The organism is Phycicoccus flavus (genome assembly GCF_004025965.2).
GTDB classification, from domain to species: Bacteria; Actinomycetota; Actinomycetes; order Actinomycetales; family Dermatophilaceae; genus Phycicoccus; species Phycicoccus flavus.
The window spans coordinates 1-1,058 of sequence record NZ_SAYU02000147.1 but is presented as its reverse complement, the minus strand read 5'-3'; the positions used below and the strand labels follow the sequence as shown (position 1 = coordinate 1,058).

The following is a 1,058-nucleotide window of genomic DNA, read 5'->3' as shown; positions in this document are numbered from 1 at the left end:
GGCTGGTCGGGGGGTGGCCGCCGAGTGCTGTGTGGCGTCGTTGAGTGTTGTACCGCTGGAGCCAGGGGGCAAGGGCGGTGGCGCGGTCGGTGTTGCTGGTGAAGGCGTGCCGGTAGGCCCACTCGGTGGCCAGGGTGCGGTTGAACCGTTCGACCTTCCCGTTCTGCCAGGGACAGTGCGGGCGGATGAACTTCTGTCGGGCGCCGATCGCGGCGACGGCGGTCTTGAACGCGGCCGAGTTGCGGTAGGCGAACGCGTTGTCGGTCATGACGCGCTCGATGGCTGGGATGCCGTGGTCGGTGAAGTAGGCGGCAGCCCGGGTCAGGAAGGCGGCACAGGTCGCGCCGGTCTCGTCGTTGTGGATCTCGCTGTAGGCCAGGCGGGAGTGGTCATCGACCATCGAGTGCACGTAGTCGTAGCCGATGCGGCCGCGCTTGGCCTTCGCGGCATCCGTCGCAGGTCTCCCGTGAGCTCGCCACCCGCCGCCGTCGGGGATCTTCCCGATCTTCTTGACGTCGACGTGGACCAGCTCCCCGGGCCGGTCACGTTCGTAGCGGACCGCGGTGGTCTTCGAGGCGCGGATGACCTGGCCGGTGATCGGGTCCAGCACCCGCAGGTACGGCACATGGTGGCGTCGCAACACCCGCGAAACCGTCCGGGCCGCCACCCCCAGCTCGGGGCCGATCCAGTCCTGCCCGCGGCGATGTTCCGCGCGAGCGGCCACGATCGCGGCCTCCACCCCGGCGCTGGTGCGTCGCGGGCTCGAGCGCGGACGCGAGGACCGGTCGCGCAACCCGGCTTCACCCTCGGCGTCGAACCGGGCGACCCACCGGTGCGCGCACTGACGCGAGACCCCCATCGCCTTCGCGGCATGGGCCACCGCCCACCCCTGCCGGCGGACTCGGTCGACCAACAGGACACGACCATGAACAGTCAGACGAGCGTTAGCGTGGGCCACGAGAACCTCCGGGCGGAGTAGGACTTAGACACCCACACCCCACCCGGAGGTTCTCCTCGTCGTCAACGCCTATCCGTCACCAACGTCCTGGCCGGGTACA

At 69.8% G+C, this 1,058-nt stretch carries 1 protein-coding gene; it reads right to left on the bottom strand.

From position 1 onward, the window contains the following. Positions 1-958, bottom strand: a 958-nt coding sequence (locus tag EPD83_RS20250) for an IS481 family transposase (RefSeq protein WP_128368661.1), incomplete at its 3' end; no start/stop codon positions are given. Between the last annotated feature and the right edge of the window lie 100 nt (positions 959-1,058).